Annotated in this window: 13 protein-coding genes; 5 read left to right on the plus strand and 8 right to left on the minus strand. The window is 55.6% G+C overall.

Annotated features, from left to right (window positions below; translation table 11 throughout):
- The first annotated feature begins 144 nt into the window (after positions 1 to 144).
- Genes IAD09_01180 through IAD09_01195 form a run of 4 tightly spaced genes read left to right on the plus strand, consistent with a single transcriptional unit; the run spans position 145 to position 3,764 of the window.
- On the plus strand, positions 145 to 1,122 hold the full coding sequence (locus IAD09_01180) for a PstS family phosphate ABC transporter substrate-binding protein (GenBank protein ID HIT80845.1): 978 nt from the start codon (positions 145 to 147) through the stop codon (positions 1,120 to 1,122).
- 9 nt (positions 1,123 to 1,131) lie between these two features.
- Complete coding sequence (pstC, locus tag IAD09_01185) at positions 1,132 to 2,040, plus strand: phosphate ABC transporter permease subunit PstC (protein HIT80846.1); 909 nt, start codon at positions 1,132 to 1,134, stop codon at positions 2,038 to 2,040.
- Positions 2,041 to 2,058: 18 nt separating this feature from the next.
- Positions 2,059 to 2,907: an ABC transporter permease subunit gene (locus IAD09_01190; protein ID HIT80847.1), complete on the plus strand. Its 849-nt coding sequence runs from the start codon at positions 2,059 to 2,061 to the stop codon at positions 2,905 to 2,907.
- Complete coding sequence (locus IAD09_01195; protein ID HIT80848.1) at positions 2,907 to 3,764, plus strand: phosphate ABC transporter ATP-binding protein; 858 nt, start codon at positions 2,907 to 2,909, stop codon at positions 3,762 to 3,764. The genes IAD09_01190 and IAD09_01195 overlap by 1 nt, the downstream gene beginning before the upstream one ends.
- Before the next feature lie 89 nt (positions 3,765 to 3,853).
- Here the strand turns inward: IAD09_01195 and IAD09_01200 are convergent, their stop codons facing one another.
- From IAD09_01200 to ilvD, 7 genes are all read right to left on the minus strand, one after another.
- Entirely contained in the window at positions 3,854 to 6,154 is a 2,301-nt protein-coding gene (locus IAD09_01200) for a BamA/TamA family outer membrane protein (protein HIT80849.1), read from the minus strand.
- Positions 6,151 to 10,842: a translocation/assembly module TamB domain-containing protein gene (locus IAD09_01205; GenBank protein ID HIT80850.1), complete on the minus strand. Its 4,692-nt coding sequence runs from the start codon at positions 10,840 to 10,842 to the stop codon at positions 6,151 to 6,153. The genes IAD09_01200 and IAD09_01205 overlap by 4 nt, the downstream gene beginning before the upstream one ends.
- A 216-nt stretch (positions 10,843 to 11,058) precedes the next feature.
- On the minus strand, positions 11,059 to 12,105 hold the full coding sequence (gene ilvC, locus IAD09_01210; GenBank protein ID HIT80851.1) for a ketol-acid reductoisomerase: 1,047 nt from the start codon (positions 12,103 to 12,105) through the stop codon (positions 11,059 to 11,061).
- Positions 12,106 to 12,132: 27 nt separating this feature from the next.
- Positions 12,133 to 12,882, minus strand: a complete 750-nt coding sequence (locus IAD09_01215) for an acyl-[acyl-carrier-protein] thioesterase (GenBank protein ID HIT80852.1) — start codon at positions 12,880 to 12,882, stop codon at positions 12,133 to 12,135.
- A gap of 8 nt (positions 12,883 to 12,890) precedes the next feature.
- On the minus strand, positions 12,891 to 13,457 hold the full coding sequence (ilvN, locus tag IAD09_01220) for an acetolactate synthase small subunit (protein HIT80853.1): 567 nt from the start codon (positions 13,455 to 13,457) through the stop codon (positions 12,891 to 12,893).
- A 15-nt stretch (positions 13,458 to 13,472) separates the two neighbouring features.
- Positions 13,473 to 15,173: a biosynthetic-type acetolactate synthase large subunit gene (gene ilvB / locus IAD09_01225; protein HIT80854.1), complete on the minus strand. Its 1,701-nt coding sequence runs from the start codon at positions 15,171 to 15,173 to the stop codon at positions 13,473 to 13,475.
- 36 nt (positions 15,174 to 15,209) lie between these two features.
- A complete protein-coding gene (ilvD, locus tag IAD09_01230) occupies positions 15,210 to 17,042 on the minus strand; it encodes a dihydroxy-acid dehydratase (protein ID HIT80855.1) in 1,833 nt (610 codons plus the stop codon).
- Positions 17,043 to 17,627: 585 nt separating this feature from the next.
- Here ilvD and IAD09_01235 point away from each other — a divergent pair.
- Positions 17,628 to 19,958, plus strand: coding sequence for a BamA/TamA family outer membrane protein (locus tag IAD09_01235; GenBank protein HIT80856.1), 2,331 nt, complete (start codon positions 17,628 to 17,630; stop codon positions 19,956 to 19,958).
- Between the two features lie 81 nt (positions 19,959 to 20,039).
- Here IAD09_01235 and IAD09_01240 read toward each other — a convergent pair whose 3' ends face one another.
- Positions 20,040 to 21,326, minus strand: a complete 1,287-nt coding sequence (locus tag IAD09_01240; GenBank protein ID HIT80857.1) for a serine dehydratase subunit alpha family protein — start codon at positions 21,324 to 21,326, stop codon at positions 20,040 to 20,042.
- Positions 21,327 to 21,391: the final 65 nt, after the last annotated feature.

A 21,391-nucleotide genomic window follows, 5' to 3' on the forward strand; every position in this document is an offset into this window, starting at 1 on the left:
CAAAAGACCCTTTTATGTAAAAAAGGGTAAAACGAAATCTTATTTCGACATTTATTCGTAGATTTGCAAACCTTTACGTCAAGAAGGCGGCATGACAAACTTGCATGCACAGATGCAAGAAATGCCCATAAAAAACAGTGGATTATGAAAAAACTTATCACCTTAGCCAGCATATTCGCCCTCGTACTGACAACGGGCTGCAAGCCATCGGCCGGGCAAAGAGAGGCGGTCAATCCCGCTGCTGCAAACGACACGCTGACCGGAGAAATCTCTCTCTCAGGAGCCTTTGCCCTCTATCCCATGGTTGTAAGATGGGCCGACGAGTTCAAGCAACTGCACCCCAACGTGCGCATCGACATATCGGGCGGCGGAGCCGGCAAAGGCATGACCGACGCCCTGGCACAAGTAGTCGACTTGGGCATGGTCTCCCGCGAAATCTATGACGTGGAAACCGAAAAAGGAGCCCTTGGTTTTGCCGTCGTGAAAGATGCCGTCGTGGCAACCATCAATGTAAACAACCCCCATTTCACCGAAATATGCGCCAAAGGGCTGACCAAAGCCAGCGCAGAAGCCCTATGGGACAACCGATATAACACCTACGGCGATTTTTTGGGAACAACGAGTACCGTACCGGTACACGTTTACACCCGTTCCGATGCCTGTGGGGCAGCCGAGACATGGGCCGTGTGGTTTGGCAAACGGCAAGAACAACTGCAAGGTACGGCCGTATATGGTGACCCGGGCGTATCGGCCGCCGTACAGAAAGACCGTGTAGGCATCGGCTACAACAACATCGCATACGCCTACGACATGCGCACGCACCAACCCTATGAAGGACTGGCCGTCATTCCCATCGACGTAAATGAGAACGGCCAAATCGACGAAGACGAGAAATTCTACGAAAACAGCGCCGACCTTATTGCCGCCATCGGCGACGGCCGTTACCCCTCCCCTCCCGCTCGCGACCTGTATTTGGTAAGTAACGGCGTACCCGACAAACCCGCTGTGGTAGAATTTATCAAATACGCCCTCACCGAAGGGCAAAAATATGCCATCGAAACAGGATATATTCCGTTGCCCGAGACAACAATAAACAAGAGTCTTCAAAAACTCAATCTCTAATCGCCGACGATGGATTTATCGCTGTTACAACGACGCATATTCAAGGACAAGGCAGCCCGCTGGGTCATGCTCGCCCTCACGGGATTATCACTCTTCCTGCTCATCGCCATAGGCATCGGGCTTTTCTTTAAAAGCCGCCTCATCTTGTCGGAGCACTCCTTGTGGGATTTGCTCTCGGGTTCGTCATGGAAGCCACTCAGCGGAGAATTCGGCTTCCTGCCGTTTATCGTGGGAACCCTTTTCGTAACCGCCCTCTCCATCGCCATTGCACTCCCCATCTCGCTGCTCTCGGCCATATTCCTCACCGAGTATGCCAACTCATGGGTGAAACGGGTCGTATTTCCCATCTTCGACATCTTGGCCGGGATTCCTTCGGTCGTCTATGGCGTATGGGGCACCCTCATCATCGTACCTTGGATTGCCGACAAACTGGGACCTCACTTTGTCGACTACACCAGCGGTTATACCGTACTGGCCAGCGGTATCGTATTGGGTATCATGATACTACCCATACTGGTGAGCCTGCTCATCGAGATATTTACCATCGTGCCGCAAGACTACCGCGAGGCATCGGCCTCACTGGGTGCAACCAAATGGCAGACCTGCTCGAAGGTGATTCTGCGCAAGGCCATGCCGGGTATCGTCGCCGCCGTGGTGTTGTCCATATCGAAAGCCTTCGGCGAGACCATCGCCGTGCTGATGGTGTGCGGCAACTACGCCGCCATACCCCGGTCGCTCTTCGACCCCTGCTACCCGCTGCCGGCTCTCATCGCCAACAACTACGGCGAGATGCTGTCGTTGCCGCTTTACGAATCGGCCCTGATGTTCGCCGCATTCATATTATTCTTTATCATTTTGATATTCAACATCATATCGCGATGGATATTGCGCAATATCGAACGAAGCTACAAGATGTAACCGGAGGAACGCTGACCTATGAAAACCAAATTTATCGTTGAGAAAATTTTCTTCGGGCTGATGATTATCTCGGTCATTATCGTCTTTGCCTTCCTGGGCAGTATCCTCATCACCATCATACGCAACGGTTGGCCGGCCATGTCGTGGGACATGATTACCCAACTGCCGGGCGGAGGTTTCTACATCGGCAAGGAAGGCGGCGTACTCAATGCCATCGTGGGCTCCATCTACATCGTGGGCGCCTCGACCATTCTCGGACTGCTCATCAGCATACCCATCGTCTTCTTCATCAACATCTACCTGAAAAGCGACTCCAAACTGGCCAGTATCACCCGGCTGTCGTTTGACGTGCTCTACGGTATCCCGTCGATAGTGTACGGTGCATTCGGCTTCACCATCATGATATTCCTGGGATTGCGCACCTCGCTGCTGGGCGGAATCATCGTCATCACCCTACTGATAATCCCCATTTTCGTGCGTTCGATGGACGAAGTGGCCCGCCAGTTGCCCAAGCATCTGCTCGATGCCACCTATTCGCTGGGCGCCACCCGCTACGAAACCATCAAAGTGGCCATACGCCAAATCGCACCGGGCATCGCCACGGCCACCCTGCTGTCGATAGGCCGCGCCATCGGCGACGCGGCCGGTGTCATGTTCACCGCCGGTTTTACCGACAGCATTCCCACCTCGCTCGACCAACCGGCCGCCACCCTGCCGCTGGCCATCTTCTTCCAGCTGAGCAGTCCGCTGCCCGAAGTGCGTGAACGTGCCTATGCAGCCGCCCTGCTGCTGACACTAATCGTCCTTGTATTGAGTATCGTGGGACGCATGATTACGCACCGCTTCTCGAAAAACAAAATTAAGTAATGGAGAAAAATCGTTCTATGTTGAGTCATATTTTCGGTCATAAAAATCAGGCTGCCCAACAAGACAATGCCGGTTCTCTCTCAGAGGCAGTAACCCGAGACGAAGATTCGGTCATCAAAATCGAAGGTCTGAACATCTATATCCACAACAACCATATTCTCAAAGACGTCAATCTCACCCTGCACGACAAGAAAATCACCTGCATCATCGGACCGTCGGGGTGCGGAAAAACCACCTTGCTGCGCAGCATCAACCGCATGATCGACACCACCGAGCACCTGCATGTCGAAGGACGCGTATTGGTAGGCGGCGAAGACATCTACGACCGCAAGGCCGAAATCACCCACATACGGAAGAAAATAGGGCTGCTCTCGCAACGCCCCACGCCGCTGCCCATGTCGATATACGACAACATCACCTATGGCTGCCGCATACACGGCGTGCGCAACCGCAAAGTCCTCGACGCCACGGTCGAGAAATACCTCAAAGGCGTCAACCTGTGGGAAGAGGTGAAAGACCGCCTGCACAGCCCGGCATCGGCCCTTTCCATCGGCCAGCAACAACGATTGTGCCTGGCTCGCGGACTGGCTGTGGAGCCCCAATTTATCCTGGCCGACGAGTCGACCTCGGCACTCGACCCCATATCGAGCAAACACATCGAAGACCTCTTTGCCAAACTGCGTGAGCGCTACGGCATCATCATGGTCACCCACACTCTGCGACAAGCCCTGCGCATTGCCGACTATGTGGTGTTCATGTATATGGGAGAGGTCATCGAACAAGGCACGGCCGAAGAGTTGTTCAAAAACCCGCAAAACGACCTCACCAAACAATATCTGAGCGGCGTTTTCAGCTAAACGCAAAACAAAGTTACAACAGCGAGGCTTCCAAGAAGGAAGCCTCGCTGTTTTTTGCTGAAAACAAATATTCCCCGCAAAAATCTTTTTTAGAACGGATAGCCAATGGCCAGGTGGAAGGCCAGGCTTTTACCGAAACTGTCCATGTTGTAATAGTGCGGCTTGTCGTTGTTGTAGGGGGCATGCAAGCCTATTCCCATGTCGAGGCGGAGTATCAGGAAACTGATGTCATAACGCAACCCCACACCGGTACCGAGGGCGATGTCGCGCCAGAAGGTTTTCTTGTTGAGCGTTCCTCCGGGACGGTTCGCCTCGGCTTTGAGCAGCCAGATATTTCCGGCATCGAGAAAAACGGCTCCATGAAGGTCTCCCAAAATGGGGAAACGCAACTCGACATTGCTTTCGAGCTTGAAGTTTCCCGTCTGGTCGAGATAGGCATCGGCCTCGTCTTTCGGTGGTGCATAGCTGCCGGGGCCGACGGTGCGTATGGTAAAGGCCCTTATGCTGTTGGCTCCGCCGATGTAGAACTGTTCGCTATAAGGCAACACCGACGAATTGCCATAGGCCCAACCCGCCCCCACGAGGAACCGGGTGGCCAACTCCACATCGCCCCACAGGTGTCGGTAATACCGGAAATCGGTCGTGGCCTTGGCAAACTGGGAGAAGGGTATGCCGAGGAATTTTTTCTGCCCTTGGGTACCCGGTACGACCCATGACAACAGATTGCCGGCCGTGGAGACCGAGGTCTGCCAATAGATGTGGTTCCAATCATGGCGGCCCAATTTCTTGTCGAATCGATAGGTATAACCCACGGTGGGTATCAACTGGTTGCGGAAACTCAGGGCAATGGCCGGATTCTCTTGCAGGGTACTGTCGAAAGAGGCGGTCGAGTTCATCAGGTAATTATAACCGATTTTGGGTAGTTGCAGGGTGTGCGAACTCACCTCGGAGGTCTGGAAGTCGAACGCGAACGAGGTATTCAACGACATCATGCGGAAATATTGCGGGCGGTTCATCAACTCGGCACTGAGCTGCACCGTTGTCTTGCCGCCGTAACGGCGCTCGACCCGGGAATCCCAAAAGAGAGCCGAGGGCAGGAGGCGGGGAAAGGCCAACGAGGCTTTGAGCCCGAACTCATAGGAGTTGAGCAACGACGACTTGGTGGCGGAGGCCTGCCGTTTTCCCGTCTGCCACTCATACGAGCCCGTGAGTTCGAGCGACAACCGTTCGCCCCCGCCGAAGACGTTGTTGTGAGCCAAACCGAAGATGACCCCGGGGCCGATAAAGCTGTTGGTCGAAGAGGTGACATTGGCCTCGAACCACGCCTCCATGGGCGTATCCATGGCCGCATCGAGGGTGATGTCGAGTGCATCGGAGAGCGTATCGGGTCGGGATACCGCGACGTTGACATAGCGGAACACGCCCATGCGCACGAGGCTGTTGAGCGACTCGGTCTGCCGGTCGAGGGTATAGAGGTCGCCGGTGCGGAGGGTGATGTTCCGCTCGACAAAGCGTTTCCGTATTTTAAGCGGAGCCTGGTAGATGAAGGTCACGTTGGAGAGTTCGACCGTATCGACAGCCCCTTGCCCCGAAGCCGACTTCAAGTCGAAGGTTACATGCCCCACCCGATAGGGCCGCAACGCCTCGGGGGGGAGTTGATTCAATAATTGCAAACGCAACGCGACCTCATAAGAGGCAATCGTCGTATCGGCCAAATAGGAAAGATATTCGGGTCGGAAGAAGTAATACCCCCGATTGCGGAGCACCGAGGCAATGCGCGACCGCTCCGAGGCCAAAACGTCGGCCTGATAAATGTCTCCAACCCGAATCAGCGAGGAGGTGCGTGTGGAATCGATGAGGGCGGTCAACGGCGTTAGCGGTTCGGGATAGGAAACCGTCTTGTAATGCCACGGCCGGCCATAAGTCACGTCGTAGGTGACACGGGCTTTCCGGGGGTTCTTCTTGTTGTAATCGAGCCGGTAGGTCGCCGACGAGGAGAAATAGCCGTAATTGGCCAGTATGTCGGGGACGACGGCAACCCGCAGGTCGGGCTGCACGGCCGAGATGAGCACGGGCGTCTTGGCAAAACGCTCATAGAACCAGTGTTTAAAGCCTTTGTCCCGTTGGGGGGTTACATGATTGTAGACCCACAGGCCGAAGGGGAACGGCCAACGCACATAAGGGCTATACAGGGCGTTGTTGGGTTTTACCGAGAGGGCATCGCGCACCGCCGATTCGGCATCGGGCAAGAGTTTCACCCCTTCTGCCTCGGGCTCGATGCGCATCTTCTTCACTCCGGTGTAGAGTACCTCCCCATCGCCCAACTTGCTCGTCGTGTCGCAACCGGCGACGATGAGCAACAACAATACCGACAAAAGGATTTTTTTCATGGCTGCTGCGATGGAGGGTTCGACGATTGTTGTTTGCGGGAAGAGCGTCGGAAAAGGTCGGCAAGCCGCGACAGTTTCTTGCGCACGGCAAAGCCCACTCCCGTCTCGGTCACCTCGCCTTCGAGAATGGTCTCCTGCCCGGTGTGGCGGAATATCTTCAACACCATGTTGTCGCGCCGGTCGAGCTTGTATTCGAGCGCGATGTCGTCGACCAGATTCTCTTTCAATGCCTGTGTCGAATTATCGTCGGGCGAATAGCTGCCACCGACCACGATGCGCACCCGGTCGTTGAAAAGGTCTTTGGAGAGCTGGTAGGAGTAGTCGGTGTGCGTTGTCCCGTCGGCTTCGCCACGGCTGTTGATGCCGAAACTGAGGTTGACGTTTTTGAGGTTGTTCCGCGACCACTTGTTCAACTCATTTTGCAGGAACTGGTTGAGCGGGTTGCCCGAGAAGAGGTCGCCCTGTGAGGCGCTGGGACCCGTATAGGCATTGTAAATGAGCAGGCTCATCGCCTGCGAAGCCCGTTGTTCGGCGGTCATGGAGGTGAGCTCGTTCTGAATGGTCATGTCGCCGGGCGCTGCCACATCGAAAACGATGGAGAGATTGTCGAGCGACTGGGTGATGGCAATGGATACCTGGAACTGTACCGTACGGGTCGAGCCGCCCGAAGCGACATCGACCGACAACCGGTCGATGGCCGTGATGTCGAGCACGGGGTCGGCTATGTCGCCCTCCCATACCACCGAGCTGCCCTCCTTGATGGAAAACAGTTTCTGCCCGATAAGCGGGGGCGTGTAGCAGACCGTTCCGCCCGAGAGTTCATAACGGCCGGTAAAACGGCTGTCGCCCAGCTCGTTCATCGAATAGGTGAGGCTACCGCCCCCTTGCAAGTCGATGCGGCTGTTCCCGTCGGGAGTAAGTTCCACCGAGAGCGACACCGCATTGCCTATGTCGACATTCACCAGCATATCCATACCCGACACCGGTCTGAAAGCGGGCGCAGACTCTACGTCGGCCGTATCGGCAAACGTGGTGAAGGTCACCATGTCGCCGTAATTGCTGACGCCCGGCAGCGTATTGCTTTCCTGCAAGACATAAGTCGCCTCGGTCCCGTTGAGCAGGACAAGATTCCCGCGCAACGACAACGCGTCGGTATATCCGCGCACCGATGCGGCGACATCGGCCGCCGCTTTGCCGTAAAGCATCGACGTGCGGTTCTTGGGCAGATTGAAAATTTCGAAGTTGTGACCGGCGACACGGGCATCGACAAAAGGTCGGGAGAGGTCGGAAACATCGACACGTCCCGAGATGTTCAACGGCTCATTGTTGGGGCCCGACAGGCAGAAGGTATCAATCTGTATGCTATTCCCCGCCATCGAGACAACCGCCGGTGAGAAACGGAACGAAGCCCCCACCATCGGTATCACGGCACGTCCCTCGTCGATGGCGAGCCGTCCGGCAAGGCGGGGTGCGTCGATGCGTCCCGAGACGGACACATCACCCCGCAACCGTCCCTCCACCCTCGCCATGTCGTCGGGCAGGAAAGCATTGGCCACCGACAGGGGGAACGACGGGAATCGTACCGTCAAATCGAGCGGCTCGGCCGACAAGGTATCGGTATCGTAACGGAGCGCCAGGTCCACGGCATCGAGCGTATCGACTGCAAGTGCCGCCCCCACCTGCATGAGCGACGGCGAGAGTTGCCGGTAATCGAGGGCAAGAGCCATGTTCCCCACCCACTTGGTGTTGTAAAATGCCGAGTCGAGACGCACCGTCCCAGCGACCATCGGACGGCCATCGGAGAAATGGGCCGACAAGGCCGTGGAGAGAAGCGCCGACACCGGGGGCGTGCCGGGCAAGGTCTGTAAGATGGGCGCCAACCTCAGGTTCTCGACATCGAGATATATCGTGTCGGCACCGGGGTGCGCGCCCGACCGCAGCGAAAACGACTGAATGTCGTGCTGCAACAGCACATCGGCCGCCAGACGGCCGTCGAAATAGTAATCGATAAAGTTTCCGGCGTTGAGCGACCAACCGGGTACCCCCAATGTGGGAGAGTCGGGAGCCAACGTCAGGTGCAAAAGGGAATCGGACGCTCGCGCATCGATGTCGAGAACCAATCCCGCCACCTGTTCCTGGTCACACTGCCGCAAAGCGGCATAAAGTTCGTTATGCCCCACATATCCCGAGACGCCGGCTCGCGCCAACAGCGTCGATGTAGCCGGCGTATTTCCCATCTGCACGGCATAACGCAACACATCGTCCTCCTGCCGCAAAGAGGCGGTAAGCGTATCGGCCGCAAACGAGGAGAGCGCCAAACCGTCGACCTGCGCCTCAAATGCAAAGGGAGCCGCAGAGGAGTTACCCGCCGAGAAGCGGAGAGAGTCGAGCGCGAAGCCGCTCTCCGACAATATTTTCTCGACGACCTGCTCGGGCACCAATCGTCCCTGCACCTGAAAATCGGGCAACAGGGCACACAACGCCGAGGGCTTGACCTGCATCGTCCGAAGCGACTGCGCAACCGAATCGCCAAACGCCGACACGCACGACAGGAACGAATCGATGCCCTGAGACGACGAGAACGCCATCTGCATGCCGGGAAAATCGACCCGGGCGTCGAGCGAATCCTGCAACACATCGGCCGTGACGACAACATGGTCGAAAAGATTGTCCATATCAAGGAGATACAGCCCCACCATATCGAACCGCGTCTTTACCGCATATTCGTTTTTATTGTTGGCCCACGCCCGCACATCGACCGAAGAGGAGATGGTCAATGAATCTTCAACAAGGCGGGCGGTCTTCAAGTCGAGCCGGTCTATCTCCCCGGCAAGGCGCGCCGTGTACTCGGTCGGTGTCAAAAGACCCGCCAACTGCAAATCGAGACGAGCGGCACTGTCGACACACAGTATTTGTGCCCCCACCCGGCCGGAATCGAGCGCGACATCGAGCCCGAAATCCCGGAAGCGGTAGCCCCGGTAATCGAGACTGTCGACATAGAGAGCCGCCTCGGCCTGCATTCGGGGTGAAAAGGGGTCGGCCCCACGCCCATCGGCCGACAGGGAAAATGTAAGCGGACCGACGCCTTCGTGCGGCAAGAACGCATCGATGGGGAAGTCATGCCACCGGGTCTCCACCCGATAGGCCGTGTCGGCAAAGCGATAGGAGGCATCGAGGTCGGCTCTGCCCTGCAAGGCTTCCCAGGCCAACTGCAACCGGGCATCACGGCCATTGCGGAAAATGACATTGGTGCTCAACGTCATCGAATCGGGCAAAGCAAAACGCGCCGCCGCCTCGGCACCCGCCAAGCGCGGGAGGAAGCCCAACTGATAGAGCCGTGCCGTGAGAGACGCCTGCGCCAGGAGACTGTCGGCACAGGTGAGCGACTGCACCTCACCGACTGCCGAAAAATCGGCCGTGCCGGGCAACCCGGCATGGAAACGCGTCAGCCGCAAGTCGTCCAACGCCCCTTCGGCTCCTACCTGCAACGTGAGCGACCTGAAAGGCAGCGCCGACAACAACGTATCGAGCGCAGGCAGGAACAACTCGACATCACCGAGCCCCGCCTCCATGTCCATCGTCGCCGAGACGACTGCTTCACCGTTCATGGCAAGAGCCGTCGCATCGGCCGCCAAAGAGGCCGTGAGAGAAGAGTTGCGGGTATCCAGCCGCAAGGCATCGAGCCGCACGGCGGCTGAATCCATCGAAAACGAGGCTTCGCCCCGGTCGACCGCCAAGCCCGAACGTTCGGTCAACGACAACGAACGCAACCGCGCCGCCACCTCACCTCCTCGGTTATAAACCGAGTCGAGCCGCAAAGACAAATCCTGAATTTCTATGAAAGAAGCATCGAAACCCTTATGGGGGGTATGGCCCTTCAATCCGTAAACGACATGCGTATCATCGATGCCGACCTGCCGGGCCATGACCGTCCACGGAGCCGACGGAGATTCGGTCACGGCAGCAGAGGGTGCGGCGGGTGCCGGCACGACAACGGAGGTATCGGAAAGCATCGACACGCGGCCGCCCTGCAACGAAAGGCGCTCCACATCGACCCACTGCCGGGACAGGTCGACCGAGGCGCCAAGAGCCTCCACGGCATGAGCTCCGGCCGTGAGGAATGACTCCCGATAGGAGCCTTCCATTCGATAACCGATGTCACGCAAAGCTATCGAATCGACCACGAACCGGCCTGACAAAGGAGCCGTCGACGACGTATCGACAGCCGGCGGGTCTGCGGGAAGCCCCAGCGTGAGGGCGACGTCTCCCCCACTCAACGCCAGAGAACGCGCATGGAGGGAGGTTTCGACAAGGTGTACCTTCACGGCCGTGACCGAGGCACTATCGAGACGCACGGCGATTGAGAAACCGGCCGTATCGGCATAGGCAAAGAAAACGTCCCGGAGCGAAAGCCGGGGTACGGCCGCCACGCCGCGGAGCAGCGGCATCACCGGCACCTCGGTATGCAGGGCATGCAAGGCACACAAGGTATCCCCGCCGGTGACCACACACACGTCGGAGAGGTCGAGGCGCAACGGGAAACGCAGACGGAAGTCCGAGACCGAGACCGACATCGCCGAGTCGGACAGCGCGTCACAGGCCGTCTTCACCACCGCCCGCTGCACGGGCGGCACATAGAGCGACGCCACCACCAGGAACAGCAGTCCGAGAACAGACAGCAGCGTCATGGCCATATATCGAAACAAACGCCTCATTCCTCCGCAAATAAAACACGACGAATTTACTAAAAAAGAGGTAGCGGAAAGTAGTTTTTCGAAATTTTTCATTTCCCGCTCGGGGAAAACGTCCCACCGGGAAGGTTTGTTTGAGCCGACACTCAAAAAAATAAGGCAAAGGCCCCGAAGGCCCCGCCTTATTTCCTACCTAATATTAAAAAAAGAGAATCAGTTGTTTTCGGGACGAAGTTTGCGAACCACGGCTCCGGTGCGCCACATTTCGCTTTCACGCAGGGCGGCGAGTTCTTTTTCGAGACCTTCGCGATAGTCGGGTTTGCTGTTGGTGTCGATAGAGCGTTGTGCCTCGTTTCCGCAAGCCACTTCGTTGTAGAGTTTTTCAAAGACGGGTTTCACGGCATCGTGGAACGGGCCCATCCAGTCGAGAGCGCCGCGTTGAGCGGTTGTCGAGCAGTTGGCATACATCCAGTCCATACCTTTTTCGGCGAAAAGGGGCATCAACGACTGGGTAAGTTCCTCAACGGTTTCGTTGAAAGCCTCGGAGGGTTCGTGGCCGTGCTCGCGGAGCACTTCATACTGAGCCAGCAGAAGGCCTTGGATAGCGCCCATGAGGGTTCCGCGTTCGCCGGTAAGGTCGGAGTAAACCTCTCTCTTGAAAGTCGTCTCGAAAAGATAACCCGAACCTACGCCGATACCGAGCGCGATGACACGGTCCTTGGCACGGCCGGTAGCGTCCTGGTAGATGGCATAGCTCGAATTGAGGCCGCGGCCTTGGAGGAACATGCGACGCAGGCTGGTGCCCGAACCTTTGGGGGCAATCATGATGACATCGATGTCGGCAGGAGGAATGATGTGGGTGCGCTCCTTGTAGGTGATGCCGAAACCGTGCGAGAAGTAGAGGGCTTTACCGGCCGTGAGATAAGGTTTGATGCGGGGCCAAACTTCGATTTGAGCAGCGTCGGAAAGCAAGTATTGAATGATGGTGGCACGCTTGCAAGCCTCTTCGATTTCGAAAAGGGTTTCGCCGGGTACCCAACCGTCGGCAACCGCCTTGTCCCAAGTCTTACCGCCTTTGCGTTGTCCTACGATAACATTGAAACCGTTGTCGCGCAAGTTGAGGCTTTGGCCGGGACCCTGCACGCCATAACCGATTACTGCGATAACCTCATCTTTGAGGACTTCTCTTGCTTTTTCCAAAGGAAATTCTTCACGGGTAACGACATTCTCGTCAACACCGCCAAAATTAATTACTGCCATTTGTGTTTGTTTTTAAGTATGAAACAATTATATAAATATCACTTTACTGCGGCAAATGATTTCGCCGTCATCTTTTTTCACTTCTACATGGTACTCTCCCGCCCCCTTGTCGTCGCAATAGAATTGCAGCGTGTCGCCATAATGGCTCTCGTTGGCATAGGCAATCTCGAAACGTTTCACCCGCCGGGTCTTGTAGAGGTCGAGCGGGAAAAGGTCGAGTATGTGGTCGATATACTTGATGCTGTTGACATGACCGTTGATGTCGATGTCGCTATACTTGATGTCGCGTGTCGCAACAGGAGTGGCGGTGGTGTTCTTCACCTTACCGGGACGTTCTATGGGACAAGGCTTATCGCAAATGTAATCGGTAATGCCGCCTTCGTGCATGGAGAGCAGGTCGACCGGTTTGCGGGTATCGATGTCGATCATGGCCCATACCGAACGGGCATAGCCCGTAGGTGTCCCCGACGAATCGAGTATGGCAAAGTCGCGCTCGGTAAAGAGTCGATAGACACTCTCGACCCACGTCTGAATGGTGAATTTCTCGGTCTTGCACGGGGTATCGTCGAGGAACTCCAAGACCAATCGCGACAAGACCCAGGTGTAATGGCCTTCATTGATGGTTACGATACCGAATCCGCGGTCGGAGGCATGGAACTCGGCCACATTGAGCAGGAGGTTTCCCAAGACGCCAATGGACATGTGTCCTCTGAAATCGGAGCAGAATGGCTCTACCACGAAATCATACGAACCGACTTTTTGTTCTTCTGATGACATGACAATCTTCAATTTTCGGCACAACCTTGTTTGGCTCTCAGATAGCGGGCTTCGCGGTCGGCCAAGAATTCATTTACGCGTTCTACGCAACTCTTGGTAAGCGCGACACGCCCCGAACGCACAAATTGGAGGACACACCCCAGTTGCTGCAATTCGTCATAGAGAGATGTAATATCTTCTGTGGTCCCGTCCTTTTCGAGTGCCGAATAGGTGGGATTCACCTCCACGACACGGGCGTTGTAACGGCGTATGAGTTCCGAGACCTTCGGCTCGCGTTCGAGTACGGGAGTCGAGAGTTTGTAGAGGGCTATCTCATGCGAGAAAATCTCATCGTCGGTAAAATAATGGGCCTGCAAGACATCGATTTTTTTCTCGATTTGCCGCACGATTTTCTTGATGTTCTCCTCATCGACCCATGCGGTAATGGTGTACTTATGCACCCCCTTTATCGAGGAAGCCGACACATTGAGGCTTTCGATATTGATTTGCCTACGGGTGAAAACGGCCGTAATCTGGTTGAGCAGACCGGCGATGTTCTCGGAGTAGACAATCATCGTATATAATTTCTTGTCCATAGGTTCTTGATTTTTTTAACATTCGAGCAACATGGCATTGACCGAACCTCCGGGAGGCGTCATGGGCAGGACGTTGCCCTCCTCTACCACGCAGGCTTCGAGAAGGTAGGGTCCGTCGGTTGCCAACATTTCGGCAATGGCCGAGGCCAAATCGTCCCGTTCCATCACCCGGCGAGCCGGTATACCGTAGGCTTCGGCAATCTTCATGTAATCGGGGTTGAGCATCGGCGTGAAAGAGTAACGGCGATTGAAGAACATCGCCTGCCACTGACGGACGTTTCCCAAATAGTTGTTGTTGAGCAATATCATCTTCACCGGCGCTTTCTGCTCCATCACCGTACCCAGCTCCTGCAAGTTCATTTGCAAGCCACCGTCGCCCATGAACGCGCACACCGTGCGGTCGGGTACCGCGAAGGTGGCTCCCACGGCGGCGGGAAGGCCGAAGCCCATCGTACCAAGGCCGCCCGAGGTTATAATGCTGCGGCGACGGGAGTACTTGAAGTAACGTGCCGACATCATCTGATTCTGCCCCACGTCGGTGACCAGCACCGCCTCGTTGCGGGTGGCTTCGCTCACGGCACGCACCACTTCGCCCATGTTGAGAGGACCGCAGCCGGGGTGTATCTCGGGCTCGATGACCTTGACCCGTTCCTCCTCGGCATAGGGGGCAAAAGAGTCGAGCCACTCTTTGTGGCGAGCCGGCACCATGAGTTCGGTCACGGCTTTGAGGGTATCTTTGCAATCGCCCAAGACGGCCACGTCGACTTTCACATTCTTATTGATTTCGGCCGGGTCGATGTCGAAATGTATGATTTTGGCCTGCTTGGCATAGGTGGCGAGATTGCCCGTCACCCGGTCGTCGAACCGCATGCCTACGGCGATGAGCACATCGCACTCGTTGGTCTTCACATTGGGAGCCAGATTGCCGTGCATGCCGAGCATTCCCACATTCAAACGATGGTCGCTGGGAAGTGCCGAGAGTCCCAAAAGGGTACACCCGGCAGGCATTTCGGCTTTCTCGATGAACTGAATCAACTGCTCTTGTGCATTGCCCAGTTCAACGCCTTGGCCGACGAGGACCAACGGGCGTTGAGCCTTGTTGATGAGGTCGGCGGCCATGACAAGCGACATGGGGTCGGTATCGGGAACGGGTACATAGCTGCGGACAAAATCGACCGTTGTGGGTTGATATTCGAACGTTTCGACTTGCGCATTCTTGGCAAAGTCGAGGACAACGGGGCCGGGACGTCCGCTCGATGCGATATAGAAAGCACGAGCTACCGCCCAAGGCACGTCCTCGGCACGACGTATCTGATAGCTCCACTTGGATATTGGCTGGGTAACGCCCACCAAATCGACCTCCTGGAAGGCATCGGAACCCAGGAACGAAGTACCCACCTGGCCGGCAATGACCACAATGGGAGTGCTGTCGATCATGGCATCGGCAATGCCGGTAATCGTATTGGTGGCACCGGGGCCGCTGGTTACCAGGCACACGCCGACACGCCCGGAGGCGCGGGCAAATCCTTGTGCCGCATGGGTGGCACCTTGCTCGTGACGCACCAAGATGTGGTGCAAGGTGTGGCGATGGTCATAGAGAGCATCGAAAACAGGCATAATCGACCCCCCGGGATACCCGAAGAGGGTGTCGACGCCCTGATGTTCGAGCGAGCGCATCATGGCTTCTGCGCCGGTTATTATTTCTTTGTTGTCCATTGTCTTCTTGGTTTTCAATCAGAGGAATTCCTCTCATTAATCGATGATGCGGGTAGCGCCTTTGTCGGCCGAACTTACCATGGCGGCATAAGCACGCAAGGCTTTCGAAATCTGACGTTGGCGGTTGCGGGGCGTAAACGCCTCCTTGCCGCGCTGTTCTTCTTCCTCGCGGCGACGCTGCAATTCTTCGTCGGAGAGCTTGACCTGTATGCTGCGGGCGGGAATGTCTATTTCGATGATGTCTCCGTCGCGCACCAGTCCGATGTTTCCTCCGGCGGCGGCTTCGGGCGATATGTGTCCTATCGAGAGCCCCGACGTCCCTCCCGAGAAACGGCCGTCGGTTATAAGGGCGCATTCCTTGCCGAGGTGGCGGGACTTGATGTATGATGTGGGATAGAGCATTTCCTGCATGCCGGGGCCGCCTTTGGGCCCTTCATGGGTGATGACCACGACATCGCCGCTCACCACTTTGCCGCCCAGGATTCCTTCACACGCGGCTTCTTGCGACTCAAAGACTTTGGCGGGGCCGGAGAATTTCCAGATGGAGGCATCGACACCGGCAGTCTTCACGACACAACCGTCGAGGGCAATGTTGCCGAAAAGCACGGCCAGACCGCCGTCTTTGCTGTATGCGTGGTCGACATCGCGTATGCACCCTTCGGCGCGGTCGGTATCGAGGGTCGGATAGGTTTCACACTGGGTTCCCATGTTATTGCTGAACACGCCACCGGGAGCGCTGGAATAGATGCGAAGGGCTTCGGGGTCGACAACAGCCTTGTCGATGTCGTATTTCTCGATGTCCTCGGCCAGTGTCGCACCATTGACACGACGGCAGGTGGTATCGAGCAGGCCGGCCTTGTCGAGTTCTCCGAGAATGTTGAGAATGCCTCCGGCGCGGTTGCACTCCTGTATGGAATACTTCTGCGTGTTGGGAGCCAACTTGCAAAGGCAGGGTACATGACGGCTCAGGCGGTCGATGTCGGCCATTTTGAAATCGACGCCGCCCTCGTTGGCAACGGCCAGCAGGTGGAGCACCGTGTTGGTAGAACCGCCCATGGCTATGTCGAGAGTCATGGCGTTGAGGAAGGCTTGGCGGGTGGCAATGCTGCGGGGCAGTACGCTCTCATCGCCTTCTTCATAATATTTATAGGCGTTTTTCACGATGAGACGGGCTGCATCACGGAAGAGTTGCACCCGGTTGGCATGGGTCGCCAAGATTGTTCCGTTGCCGGGAAGGGAGAGACCGATGGCCTCGGTGAGACAGTTCATCGAATTGGCGGTGAACATGCCCGAGCAGCTGCCGCAACCGGGGCAGGAACAGCCCTCGATGCGGGCTATCTCCTCGTCGCTCACCGACGTATCGGCGGCTTTCACCATCGCCGTGATGAGGTCGGCATTCTCGCCGTTGTATTTGTGCGACTCCATGGGTCCCCCCGAGACAAAGACGGCGGGAATATTCAAGCGCATGGCCGCCATGAGCATGCCGGGGGTTATCTTGTCGCAGTTGCTGATGCACACCATGGCATCGGCTTTGTGGGCATTGACCATGTATTCGACGCTGTCGGCGATGAGGTCGCGCGAAGGGAGGGAATAGAGCATTCCGTCGTGCCCCATGGCGATACCGTCGTCGATGGCTATCGTGTCGAACTCGGCGGCAAAGCAACCGAGTTTCTCGATTTCGGATTTGACAACCTGCCCGATTTCATGCAGATGCACATGACCCGGCACAAACTGGGTGAATGAATTGACGACAGCGATTACCGGACGTCCCATCTGCTCTTCTTTCATGCCGTTGGCGCGCCACAGGGCTCGCGCGCCGGCCATTCGTCGGCCTTGTGTGCAGGTCGCACTACGCAATTCGTGTTTCATATATTTCTCTTAAAAAAGGAACCTTTCTTCTTTATGGTTGAAGAAAGGTTCCCTCGTCGTTATATCCTTATGTTTTACATAAACATCTGCATAACCTTTCTTCCTTATCATGCGCCCACGACGACGATAATCACTGATAGTAGACCGGAAATATGCAGAATCGAGCTAATCATAATCAAGCTGTGTTATGGCTTATCGTAATGACGTTGCAAAGGTAAGTCTTTATATGAATATTCCAAAATAAAAGAGAGAAAAATAAGGCTTCAAGTAGAAATATATCCAACTTTACATACTTTTTCTATCAATTTATCGAAAAACCGCCGCCAGAGGCCAACATTTTTCTTTTGAGGACTCCCGCCGGCGACCCGACATACGGGCCCCGGCCTCCCCTTCTCCTGAAAACCTTCACGGGAGGCCGGGCGCGAGATGTGGCGAGCCGGGTGCCGGCACGGCAGGGCAATCCGAGGGAAGGAAGTGCATCGGATTTGCTTTTTTTGAAAAGCAAGAATTTGTGTATCCGATGAGAATTATGTACGTTTGTAGCTATAATTCCGGCTGTCGTTTTTTTCTTGTGGAAACACCTTTATGAAACTTCGCCTGTTGCTGCTCATTCCGATTCTTGTCCCGCTGCTATATTCGTGCCGGGCCACCAAATATGTGGGTGAGGGCGAATACCTGCTCGACCGCGTGTCGCTGTCGACCGACAACCGGGAGCTGAAAAACAGCGAACTCAAATCATACATTCGCCAAGAGCCCAACCACAAGACATTCGGGCTCATCGGGCTTCCCCTCTTTTTCTACAACCTCTCCAACGACAAAGACAACGGCTGGAACCGCTGGTTGCGCCGCATCGGAACGCCACCGGTCATCTATGACAGCCAGCTGACCGAGAAATCGCGCAGCCAAATCGAAAAGGCGCTCAACAACAAAGGCTATACCGACGCCATCGTGACCGTCGACACCGTAAAGCACAAAAAACGCATCAAGATAAAGTATGAGGTAAAATCGGGAACGCCCTACCACATCGACCGCATGACCTACCGCATTCCCGACGACTCGATCCGGAGCATCGTCATGGCCGATTCGGCCAGCTCCCTCATACGCCCGGGCAAGCTCTTCGACCGCAACGTGCTCGAACAGGAACGCCAGCGCATCACCGACCGGCTGCGAAACGAGGGTTATTTTGCATTCAACAAAGAATACATATCCTATGTCGCCGACACGACCATCGGGCACAAGGGCGTGGACCTCGAACTTTTCCTTTCGGACATTCCCGTGGCAGACTCTTCACAAACGGAACTGGTCTCGTTCAGGAAGCACAACACCTACACCGTGCGGAATGTCTACTTCATCACCGACTATAATCCCATGGGCGGTACCCCCGAAGAAAAATATGCCATCAAAGACACCATCTTCTACAAGGGCTACTACATTCTTTATGGAGAGAAAGAATACCTGCACCCCGGGACTTTGGTGGAGAACTGTTATATCATGCCCGGCGCAAGCTATTCGACCCGCATGGTAGATCATACCTATTCGGCCTTTTCGAGGCTTGAAGTGCTGAAATACGTCAATATTCAATTCACACCCGTACACGGTAGCGAAACGCCGCAACTCGACTGCCACATTTTGCTCACCGAAGGGAAGACCCAACTGGTCACCACCGAGGTCGAAGGCACCAACTCGGCCGGCAACTTCGGGTTCTCGCTGGGTCTCACCTATAAACACAGGAACATCTTCCACGGCTCACAGACGTTCAGCGCTCGTTTTAGAGCCGCCTACGAAAACATCACGGGCGACCTCGGCGGGCTGCTGGCAAACAACTACCTCGAACTAAACGGCGAAATGGGGGTTTCATTCCCCAAATTCCTTTTCCCGTTTGTCAGCACATCGTTCCTGCGACGCATGCGGGCGACAACCGACTTCACCATCAACATCGACTACCAGCAACGTCCCGAATATGTGCGAGTCATCTCGGGTGCGGGGTGGAACTACAAGTGGTACACGAGGGGCAACCGGTTCCGTCACCACTTCGACCTGGTAGACATCAACTATGTGTATCTGCCCCAAATGACATCGGCATTCAAAAACAACCTCGACAGTATCGCCGCCGACAATCCCCTGTTGCGATACAGCTACGAAGACCACTTCATCATGCGGTCGGCCTATGTCATGTATATGTCGAACTTGAAGAGCAACATTGCCTCATCGGCCAAACAGCGAGAAATCTATACCCTGCGGTCGGCATTCGAAATCGCCGGTAACCTGTTGTATGCCATCTCTTCCCTCTCTTCGATGAAACGGGCGTCGTCGGGCGAATACGAGATACTGGGCATCAGCTACTCGCAATATGCCAAAGCCGACCTCGACTACGCCTACACGATCAATCTGAATGAGAAGAATGCCCTGGCCTTCCACATTGGAGCGGGAGTTGTGTACCCTTACGGCAACTCCGACATGGTACCGTTTGAGAAACGATACTATGCCGGTGGCGCCAACAGCGTGCGAGGGTGGTCGGTGCGGACTTTGGGGCCGGGCACCTACTCGGGCAACAACCCGCTGGCCGACTTCATGAACCAGTGTGGCGACATTCGCCTCGACATGAATGCCGAATACCGAAGCAAATTGATTTGGAAACTCGAACTGGCGCTCTTCCTCGATGCAGGAAACATCTGGACCATCAAAGATTATCCTTCCCAACCGGGCGGGGCGTTCAAGTTCAACTCTTTCTACAAAGAGATTGCCTTGGCTTACGGCTTGGGCGTACGTTTCGACTTCAACTACTTCTTGATACGAGTCGACATGGGTCTCAAAATGTATGACCCCTCCCGCATAGGGAACCGCCCGTGGGTGATTGCCCACCACTCGTTCAACCGCGATGCCTCATTCCACTTTGCGGTGGGTTACCCGTTCTGACAATCCACCTGCCTCCCGATAAAAAACACGCCGCTCGAAGGTTGCTCCGAGCGGCGTGTTTTTTACTGTCTCGCAAATCTGTTATGGACATTTGTGGGTCATAATGTCGAGCACAAGGCGATCGGTCTCGTTCATGCCCTGTGCACCGATGCGGGTCAGGTTGTGTATCGTGCGATCGACATCGTTTTCCACAATACCCTCGACCGCGGTCACGCACTTGTGTTCTATGGCCAACATGGCCGAAAAGACGGCCGTCGAGACTCCGCTGGTGAGCTTCATGGCACAACTGGGTTTGGCACCGTCGCAAATCATGCCGGTGAGATTGGCAACCATGTTCTTGACAGCATACGTTATCTCTTCATATCCGCCACCCATCAGATAGGTTATTCCACAACTCGACCCTGTCGCGGCTACAACACAACCGCACAGTGCCGAAAGTCGCCCAAGGCTCTGTTTGATATAAATCACCGTGAGATGGCTGAGCATGAGGGCGCGTATCAACTCTTCCCGGGGCTTGTTGTTTTCTTCGGCATAAACCACGACGGGAAGGGTGGCCGCAATACCTTGGTTTCCACTACCGGAGTTGCTCATGACGGGAATCATGGCTCCGGCCATGCGGGCATCGCAGGCTCCCGAGGTATAAGAAAGTATGTGGGTAAAGACGCTGTCGCCCATGACCCGTCGCTCGTTATCATCGCGCAGGGAACGGCCCAGCGAGTGCCCATAATCTCCCGTGAAGGAGGTTTCTGCCGCCGCCTTGTTGAGACGGGCCGATTCGAGAATGAAATCGATTTCTTCAAGAGGAGCCGTCATGGCAAAATCATAAACCTTGCGCAAGGAGAGAGATGTGTCGTCATCTTCTTCCTCATCGGCCGAGGCCGAACGGCGATCGAGCAACACCTGCCCCATCTGCTCTTCATACACAAAAGTGGTGTGTCCACCGGCGATGATGGCCGCGGCCTTATCGGACCCTGCCGAAACATGTATCTCGATATATAGTTTTTCGGTAATGTCTTCTTTCAGTTTTATGTCGATGCGATTCTCGGCGATGAACTGTTTTCCCCGTTCCACATCGGCCGGAGTGATGTCTTTGAGCACTTCGAGTTGATAATCGGGATTCCCGGCCAACGCACCGAGAGCCACGGCAATGGGCAATCCGATCATGCCCGTCCCGGGTATGCCGACCCCCATGGCGTTTTTCAGGATATTGGCACTCAGCAGCACTTCAATTTTTTCGGGTTCTTTGCCCAGTAATTGCGCGGCTTTCGATACACAAAGGGCTACGGCTATCGGCTCGGTACAACCAATGGCCGGGACGACTTCACGTTTCACCAGCCGTATGATGGCATCTCTTTCTGTTTTTTCCATGTTTCGGATAGGTTTTAATACCTGCAAAAATACGAAGAATCGAGATAAATAAGAAATTTTACCGT

The sequence above is a fragment of the Candidatus Caccoplasma merdavium genome, assembly GCA_018715595.1.
Taxonomy (GTDB): domain Bacteria; phylum Bacteroidota; class Bacteroidia; order Bacteroidales; family UBA11471; genus Caccoplasma; species Caccoplasma merdavium.

Coding starts and splice junctions, on each gene's coding strand:
- IAD09_01180 (HIT80845.1), top strand. CDS start 145: ATGAAAAAACTTATCACCTTAGCCAGCATATTCGCCCTCGTACTGACA.
- pstC (HIT80846.1), top strand. CDS start 1,132: ATGGATTTATCGCTGTTACAACGACGCATATTCAAGGACAAGGCAGCC.
- IAD09_01190 (HIT80847.1), top strand. CDS start 2,059: ATGAAAACCAAATTTATCGTTGAGAAAATTTTCTTCGGGCTGATGATT.
- IAD09_01195 (HIT80848.1), top strand. CDS start 2,907: ATGGAGAAAAATCGTTCTATGTTGAGTCATATTTTCGGTCATAAAAAT.
- IAD09_01200 (HIT80849.1), bottom strand. CDS start 6,154: ATGAAAAAAATCCTTTTGTCGGTATTGTTGTTGCTCATCGTCGCCGGT.
- IAD09_01205 (HIT80850.1), bottom strand. CDS start 10,842: ATGACGCTGCTGTCTGTTCTCGGACTGCTGTTCCTGGTGGTGGCGTCG.
- ilvC (HIT80851.1), bottom strand. CDS start 12,105: ATGGCAGTAATTAATTTTGGCGGTGTTGACGAGAATGTCGTTACCCGT.
- IAD09_01215 (HIT80852.1), bottom strand. CDS start 12,882: ATGTCATCAGAAGAACAAAAAGTCGGTTCGTATGATTTCGTGGTAGAG.
- ilvN (HIT80853.1), bottom strand. CDS start 13,457: ATGGACAAGAAATTATATACGATGATTGTCTACTCCGAGAACATCGCC.
- ilvB (HIT80854.1), bottom strand. CDS start 15,173: ATGGACAACAAAGAAATAATAACCGGCGCAGAAGCCATGATGCGCTCG.
- ilvD (HIT80855.1), bottom strand. CDS start 17,042: ATGAAACACGAATTGCGTAGTGCGACCTGCACACAAGGCCGACGAATG.
- IAD09_01235 (HIT80856.1), top strand. CDS start 17,628: ATGAAACTTCGCCTGTTGCTGCTCATTCCGATTCTTGTCCCGCTGCTA.
- IAD09_01240 (HIT80857.1), bottom strand. CDS start 21,326: ATGGAAAAAACAGAAAGAGATGCCATCATACGGCTGGTGAAACGTGAA.